This is a genomic window from uncultured Campylobacter sp. (genome assembly GCF_905373215.1).
In the GTDB taxonomy this organism is placed as follows: domain Bacteria; phylum Campylobacterota; class Campylobacteria; order Campylobacterales; family Campylobacteraceae; genus Campylobacter_B.
Genome location: NZ_CAJPRT010000019.1, coordinates 21291 through 29262, shown reverse-complemented (window position 1 = coordinate 29262; position 7972 = coordinate 21291). Strand labels below are relative to the sequence as shown.

Genomic DNA, 7972 nt, shown 5'->3' with positions numbered 1-7972 from the left:
CAAGTTCTAAATTTGCATATATAAATTAGAGTGATTTTGCTTGGATTGCGGCTCTGCTTTTTATGAAATTTCAAAATTTTTACCGAATTGCGGCGTAAATTTCGCCGCTCGGTTTATAAAACAGCACCTTTATCAGACCTTGCTTTGCAAAAAATCGCGCAGAATCATCGCGTGGTTGCACTGCTCGTCCTTTGCGGCGTACAGTAGAGTAACTAGCGGCTCATCCTTGACTGCTCCCAAAAACTCCTCCACGGCGGGATTTTGCGAAAGCTCGGCTAGGTAAAGCTCCTTAAAATGGGCGAAATTCTCGGGCTTGTGCGCAAAAAGCTTGCGTATCTCGGTGCTCGGCGTTATCTCTTTCGCCCACATATCGATCGGTAGCGCCTCTTTTTTCACGCCGCGTGGCCAAAGCCTATCGCAAAGCACCAAAAATCCGTCGTTTTCACTCAGTTTTTTATAAACGCGCTTGATTTTAAATTTTGGCATCTTGACTCCTTTATTTTAAATTTACGCCGCAAAATTTCGTATCAGTATCGCAACCGACGCGCTTGCGGTAAAATTTTTATAGCGCCTCGCGCTAAATTTAATCGTCGCGAAAAATTTTTAAACATTTCGAGATGAAATTTGTGCCTAGCGCCGCGGCAGAATTTCACGCGGCACGACAAATCCACGTCCGCAGGATGAAATTTTGCGCGTTTTAAAGCTTGCAAAATTTAACGCCGCCTCAAAATTTCAACCCTCTTTCGACAAAATTTCACGCGGTCTGATAGGCGGGGTAAAATTTTAAAATTCTATATTACGCCGCCCCGTCGCAGCCGCATGATAAAATTTGAAATGCAAGGCTGCATAATAAGAGGCGACGCTCGCTCATATATCGCAGCGCGATAAATTTGAAATTCTAGCGCACCACCCATCGGATCGCGGCGCCGTAAAGAGGTGCAGGTGCCGGCGCGGCGATACGAAATCCTCGTTAATCCTTGATAAAATAATCGCCGTCGAAGCTTACGAGCGAGTACTTGCGCTCGCCCCCAAGCGCCTCTACGAGCTCAGGCACGCTAAGAAACGTGAGGCTGTCGGCGCCTATAAATTTGCAAATTTCATCCGTGCTCATATTTGCGGCGATCAGCTCGCGCACGCTCGGCGTGTCGATGCCGTAGCGCTCGGGATACTTTAGCTCGGGGCTTGCGATGCACATATGCACGCGCGCCGCACCCGCATGGCGCAGAAGCTCGACGATCTTTTTGCTCGTAGTGCCGCGCACGATGCTGTCGTCGATCACCGCGATGCTCTTGCCGTGCAGTGCCGCGCCGATCGGATTTAGCTTGAGTTTGACCTTTAAATTTCGCACCTCTTGCGTCGGCTCGATGAAGGTGCGACCGATGTAGTGGTTGCGCACGATCGCCATCTCAAAGGGTATTTTGCTCTCTTGTGCGAAACCTAGCGCCGCCGGTACGCCGCTATCGGGTACGGGCACGACGAAATCGGCTTTTAAATTTTTACATTTTCGCGCGAGCGCAGCGCCCAGTTTTTTTCTGACCTCATATACGTTTTTGCCCTCTACGACGCTGTCGGGGCGCGCGAAGTAGATGTATTCAAACGCGCAAATTCTAGCCTCCGCGGCTTTTAAAATTTGAACCGAGCTAAACTCATCCTTGCCTTCTTCGAAGATCACCATCTCGCCGGGCTTCACGTCGCGGACGAACTCGGCTCCTACGAGATCAAACGCGCAGGTCTCGCTCGCGACGATGTAGCCGCCGTCTTTGAGCCTGCCGATGCTAAGCGGACGCACGCCGTAGCGATCGCGCACGGCAAACATCTTCGAGCGGCTTAAAATCAGAAGCGAGTACGCGCCCACGCACTGATTCAGAGCTTCGACGATGCGATCTTTTAGATGCTCCTGCTTGCTGCGTGCGATGAGATGTAGGATATTTTCGGTGTCCATGCCGGACTGAAAAATCGCCCCCTCGCTTACGAGCTTGCGGCGAATTTCGTCTTTGTTGATTAAATTTCCGTTATGAACGATCGAGATCTCCCCCAAAGCGTAGTTGCCCGCAACGGGCTGTGCGTCCTTTAGGCTGTCTGCGCCCGCGGTGCCGTAGCGGTTGTGGCCGATCGCGATGTTGCCCTTTAAAATTTCAAAACTCGCGGGGCTAAAAACCTCCGTCACGAGCCCTGTGGCTTTGATCGTTTTGATATGATGGTTGAAGCTTGAGCTGATGCCGCTTGCCTCCTGGCCGCGGTGCTGCATGGCAAAAAGCCCGTAATACGCGGTTTTAGCCGCACCTTCGGAATTTATGACTCCCACGATTGCACACATTTTCTAACCTCTTAAATTTTATTTTTTAGAAATTTATCTATATTTTGTTTTATCATTTACGGCTCGCCGTCCGGCATTTTGCCGACGCCTTATTAAATAGATCGGCTGAAATTTTAAACTTCTCGGCGATATTCTCTCCGCCTTTGGCGTAGCTGCCGAATAGCCCGACTTTGTAAATTCCAAAGCTTTCAAACTCGGGCTTTAGCTCGCGCAAATAATTTAAAATTTCATCTTTTGTAGGCATTTTTTCCTCTTAAATTTAGCCGCAAAGCCTAGATTCCTAAGCAGTCGTCGATGCCGTAAAGCCCGCTATTTTGGGACGCAAGCCATACCGCCGCCTTTATCGCGCCTCTGGCAAAGGTCGCGCGCGAAGTCGCCGTATGATTTAGCTCGATGAACTCGCCCTCGCCGTAAAACCCCACCGTGTGGCGCCCGACTATATCGCCGCCGCGCAGCGACATCACGGCGATCTCGTCCTTGCCGCGCTCGCCGATGAGCCCGTCGCGACCGCTTATGCGCACATCCTTTAAGTTTAGCCCGCGCGCGCTCGCGGCGCTTTCCGCAAGGCTCATCGCCGTGCCGCTCGGGGCGTCTTTTTTGTGGCGGTGGTGCATCTCTAAAATTTCGCAGTCAAAATCGCGCAGGCTCCTGCTGGCAAGCGATACGAGTCTATTTAGCACCGCGACGCCTAGGCTCATGTTCGTAGCGTGCAGCATGGGCATTTTTGCACCGCATTCGCGCAGTAGCCGCTCGCCCTCTTCGCCCAGAGCCGTCGTGCCGATGCAAAGCGGCTTTGGGTGCGAAAGCGCAAATTTCATTAGGCTTATTGCGCCGTCTCGGATCGTGAAGTCTATCACGACGTCGCAGCCACTAAAAAGCTCGTCGTAGCTGCGGCTTGCGGCGCAGTTCGGCGTATAATCAAGCGGTGCGATAGTGTAGATCACGCTTGCTCGCGCCTGATCGAAATTTTTCAGGCACTCGTAGATCATCGTGCCCATTCTGCCGCTTCCGCCGTGAATTCCTATATTTATCATCGCTCATCCTTTAAATTTAGTCCGCTTAGTATAGCCAAATTTTGCTTACACTACCTCTCTACGCCGAGACTTAGCGGGATAAAGCTGTTCTGTTTAAGCTCCGCTTCGCTCGGCTTTTTGATCTCTATGCGAGAGGCGCTTACACCGCGCTGCACTAGTGCCGCTTGCACGGCGGCCGCCCTGGCAAGGGCTAGCTCATCAAGACGCGAACGGGTAAATTTCTGCGCCCCTATCAGCTCCTCCATCGCCTCATCGCCGCCGGATTTGATGCCGTATTTGATCTTAAGCGCCGCTATGGCTTCATCCGTGGAGAGACCTTGTTTATTAGACATCAGCGTGAGGGTATTTTGTAGCGAGCGCCTTTTAAACTCGTGAGTATCGAACTTTTCGTTATACGCAGAGTTTAGGATGATCTTAAGTTCGGGCTTGGCTTTTGCGACCTTGGCCAAATCATCTATTTTAGAGTTTTCGCTGATTAAAATTTCGCTGCTCGCCGCCTCAAAATCGATACTTTCGAGCTTTTTCGTATCTACGCCCGCGATCTTTCCCATAAATCTAAACGGACTTAACACGATGTCAGATAGCAGCTTTTTGACCGCGCCCCAAACGAGCGCGCCGTAGCTAAATTTCGGATCGCTCAGCGTGCCGCTTAGAGGCAGGCTAATATCGATCTGATCGTCGCTGTCCTTTAGGATCGATACCACTAGACCGATCGGAAGGCTCAGCGCATCCTTGCTCTGCACCTCTTTGCCGAGCTCGAAGCGGTCCAAATTTAGATCATTGCTTGCGTTTAGCTTGCCGTCTTCGATTTTGTAGGCAAGTTTTAAATTTAGCTTGCCGCCCGCGATTTCGTTACCGATATATTTGGCGGTATAGGGCGATGCGGGCGCAAGTGGGATCTCCTTTAAAACGACGTTTATGTCGCTTTTGCGTTTAAAATCCAGCGGATAGGCGCGCGCCGTGATGCTTGCCAGCCCGCTTCCACTTACGAGCGAGCTAAACTTAATATCCGCCGCTCGCTTCGGACTGATCTCGCTGATGCTTGCCTTCATATCGCTAATGCACAGTTTAAAGGGCGCCCCCAGGCTCTCGTCGGTGAAATTTAAACTTCCGCCGCTAAGCGAGATATTTTTTACGCTCCACGCAAAGCTCGTCCCGTCTTTTGTGGATTTGCTAGGCGCAGCTTTGGCGGGCTTTGCGGCCTGCTTTGCCTGCGCGGCGGGCTTTATCAGCGAAGCTAAATTTAAACGCCTGTCTTTATTTAGCGAGATATTTGCCGCGGGCGAACCAAGGGCGATCTTGTTTAGCGTGAGGGAGTTTGGACTCAGTGCGATTTGCGCGATATTTAGTGATGCAAGAGAGAAAATTTTATCTCTGCCTGAGCTTAGCGCCAAGCCCTTGCCCGATAGCTTCGCTTCGAGCGAGAATGCGTTTGAAAGCTTCAGCTGCCCTTGCGTAGCGAGCTCGCCGGCGATGGAGCCCGTGATAAATTCCGCCGCATATCTGTTAAAGACGCCCAAGTTCGGCGCCTTTAGGCTAAAGTTCACGCCTGCGTTAAGCGGTGCGATGCTGGCCTTGCCGTCCGCGCTAGCCGTGATTTCGCCCGTGATAAGGCTTGCTTTGATACCGAAGGGCTCGGCGAAATTCGAGCTTAGCCCGCTTAGCGTGGCGCTGAAATCCTTGATCTCGTGCACGTTGTTTTTAACGATAAAGCTCTCGCTGATCTTAGCCTTTGCGCCCGTTATGGAGGCCTCTCCGATCTTAAATTTTAAAGCGGGGCTTTTGGCGGGCTTTTTAGAATCCGAATTTGCGCCGCTTGCTGTAGAGTTTGCATCCGCTTGGCTTACGGCGTTAGAGCTCGCCGTTTTTTTGAAGCTCGCGTGATTTTTAGAGATCGCGCTTAAAATCGCCAGATCGTTTATGCTTTTCGCGCCATTGGCGCCCGCTTCCGAGTTGAAAAACGGCTCGTTTAGCAAAATTTTATCCACGCCCAGATCGAGATCCGCGACGTTAAATTTCACCCCTTGCACGCCGAAGCTTTCAAATCCGCTAAAAATTCCGTTTTTGTTTGCGATTTTGGAGTTTGAAATTTTAGCAAACTTCAGACTTGCGCCGTTTTGCATGCCCTCTTTGTCGTAGCTAAACGCGCCCAGCTCGGTTGCAGCGACCGAAATTTTATCGCTGCGCGCTAGCGTAATCTGCGTGTCCGCGATATTAAAGGCGCCAAAGCCCGTATGAAGGGCTGTATCGTTACCTTCGGCGTTAAATTTCAAGAAGTTTTCCGTGATTTTAGTGTCGTTTGAAACGACCGAAATTAGCGGGTTTGCAAAGCTTGAGCGGTTTAGATCTACGCTTTTTACGGCGGAGTTTAGCCGCAAGTTTGCCCCAGTTTTATTAAAATCCAGCGCAAAATCCGCGACCCGCGCCCCCTCAAAGCCAGTGGAAATTTTGGTTTCGTTCATATCGTATTTTGCGTCCGAAAGCAGCACTTGCGGGATCGTTACTGCGCCTGAAATTTCATCCGAAACGTCCGTATTTAGGCTAAATCTCGGGATTTTTAGCGAGCCTAGAGAAATTAAGCTTTGATCTTGCAAAATTTCTAAGCTCTCAAGCTTGAGTTTTGAGTTTTCAAGCGCAAATTTTATATTTTCATCAAGGCTCAATCGGTAATTTAGCTCGGCGGAAAGAAAGCCGTTCTTAAGTCGCACGCCGCTAGGATCGAGGTATGATAGCCAAAACGGATCGATTTTTAGCCGTTTAAGATCTATTTTGCCGTGCAAGCGCAGAGGCGCTAGATCGATCGCTCCATCGAAGCTTAACGAGTCGTATGTGCGCGAAACGGCGCTTAGATCGTGCTCGCCGATCGTTTCGTCCTTTAAATTTAAGCCATTTATCTCGTAATTCAGATCGGTCGAGATGAGCGAAAACGGCCTTTTCAGGGAGTTATCGACGTAGCCCAGAGAGCCGCGCTCAATCTTAAAATTATTCAGCGTGACGTTGAAGCTCGAGTTTTCATCCTTGCTTTCGCTCTTTTGCTCCGAGATTAGCGGCTCGAAATTGAAGGTGCCGTTTTGCTCGCGTTCGACGTGAAATTTAGGCGATTTTAAGTGCAAAATTTCTACCGCGAGAGTCTTTTTAAAAAGCTTTGAAAAACCGATTTTTAAATTTATCTCATCGGCGCTAAACAGCGGCTTAAAGGTGCTAAGCTCCGGCTTTGTGACGTTTAGCTCGTAGGTAAAGGGGTTAAATTTAGCATCCTGCACGCTAAAGTTTGCTCTGCCCTCTAAAATTTTAGGCAGCGCCTTTTCGATAAAAAGCGGCACGCCGAAAAAGCCCGCAAGCACGTAAAACAGCGCAAATCCACCTACGCCGCAAGCAAACTTACGTCGGTGTTTTATAAAAAAATTTTTCATTTTTCCGCTCATTAATTTTGATAGCGTAAAATTATATCCAAAATTTCGCGCAAAGGGTTAAAATTTGCTGGTTCACATCTGCTGTTCGGTCGATTGCGATTATTTTTTGCGCCGCTTGAAAGAGCTCACGCAAGAGCCGCTAATAGGCTATTTCTACGATCCAAATATCCATCCCTACGGCGAATACGTTCTTAGAATGCACGACTCAAAGCGAGTTTGTGAGAATTTGGGGATTAAATTTATCCCGGGCGAGTATGATTTTCAGGGCTGGCTACAGGGTGCGCGCGGACTTGAAAACGAGCCCGAAAAGGGCGCGCGCTGCGAGTTTTGCTTTGATTTTCGCATGCAAAAAACGGCCGAGCTCGCGCTAAGCCTAGGCGAGCACAAAATCACTACGACTCTTTTAATGAGCCCAAAAAAATCGCACTCTCAGCTTTGCGTCTCGCTGCAGCGCATTTGCGAGCGCCACGGGCTAGAGTTTATCGCGCCGGATTTTCGCAAAAACGGTGGCACGAACGAGCAGTTTGCGCTCGCGAAAAAGGACGCGCTCTATCATCAAAACTACTGCGGCTGTATCTATGCTCTCGCGGCACAGCGGAATGAACAGCGAAAGACCGAGCGGAATTCGAGCGGAATTTTGACGGCGGATTTGAGGCGAAATTTAGCCCCTGACGCCGAAATTTACGAGCTAATGTCGCCGATCGATCGGCAAATCTTGCCCGCTTCGGCAGAGGAGAAATTGAAATTTTACAAAAAGCTTTGCTCGCTCGAAAAAAATGGGGTGAAATTTAGCGTGCTGCGCGATCGGTTTTTAAACTATCGCCTGCTGTGCGCATGGATTAAATTTGACGGCGAGGTGGTACCTTCGTTTGTGCTGCAAGGCTCGCATTTTACGCGCGAAAACGTAAAGCTTAGCGTGGAGCGGGGGTGCGAAATTTTTTGCAGCGATAAGGGGGAGATTAAAATTTTAAGTCTGGCGAAATTTAACAAAATTTCAAGATCAAATTTCAAAAGCGTATCCGAAATGCTAAAAAATCCGCCGAGTCTTGCGCGCCAAAATAAAGCTCGTGCCGCCCTGTGCGCTGCGGGCTCGCTCTCGCCGATCATCGTCACGGACGAGATAAGAGCCGCCAAAGTTCAAATTTACGGGCTCTCGCGCATATTTTTAGACGTTAGGGAAATTTTAGTAAGAATTTGATAAAATTGCA

At 49.7% G+C, this 7972-nt stretch carries 6 protein-coding genes; 1 reads left to right on the top strand and 5 read right to left on the bottom strand.

Annotated features, from left to right (window positions below; translation table 11 throughout):
* Positions 1 to 132: 132 nt before the first annotated feature.
* From QZ176_RS08430 to QZ176_RS08410, 5 genes are all read right to left on the bottom strand, one after another.
* Entirely contained in the window at positions 133 to 486 is a 354-nt protein-coding gene (locus tag QZ176_RS08430) for a DUF488 family protein (RefSeq protein WP_295152786.1), read from the bottom strand.
* A gap of 484 nt (positions 487 to 970) precedes the next feature.
* Complete coding sequence (purF, locus tag QZ176_RS08425) at positions 971 to 2317, bottom strand: amidophosphoribosyltransferase (protein ID WP_295152784.1); 1347 nt, start codon at positions 2315 to 2317, stop codon at positions 971 to 973.
* 52 nt (positions 2318 to 2369) lie between these two features.
* A complete protein-coding gene (locus tag QZ176_RS08420; protein ID WP_295152782.1) occupies positions 2370 to 2561 on the bottom strand; it encodes a nucleotidyltransferase domain-containing protein in 192 nt (63 codons plus the stop codon).
* Positions 2562 to 2589: 28 nt separating this feature from the next.
* Positions 2590 to 3351, bottom strand: coding sequence for a 4-hydroxy-tetrahydrodipicolinate reductase (gene dapB / locus QZ176_RS08415; protein ID WP_295152780.1), 762 nt, complete (start codon positions 3349 to 3351; stop codon positions 2590 to 2592).
* Between the two features lie 50 nt (positions 3352 to 3401).
* Positions 3402 to 6764, bottom strand: a complete 3363-nt coding sequence (locus QZ176_RS08410; RefSeq protein WP_295152779.1) for a DUF748 domain-containing protein — start codon at positions 6762 to 6764, stop codon at positions 3402 to 3404.
* A gap of 64 nt (positions 6765 to 6828) precedes the next feature.
* On the opposite strand from QZ176_RS08410, the gene QZ176_RS08405 reads away from it, so the two are divergent.
* On the top strand, positions 6829 to 7962 hold the full coding sequence (locus tag QZ176_RS08405; protein WP_295152777.1) for an epoxyqueuosine reductase QueH: 1134 nt from the start codon (positions 6829 to 6831) through the stop codon (positions 7960 to 7962).
* Positions 7963 to 7972: the final 10 nt, after the last annotated feature.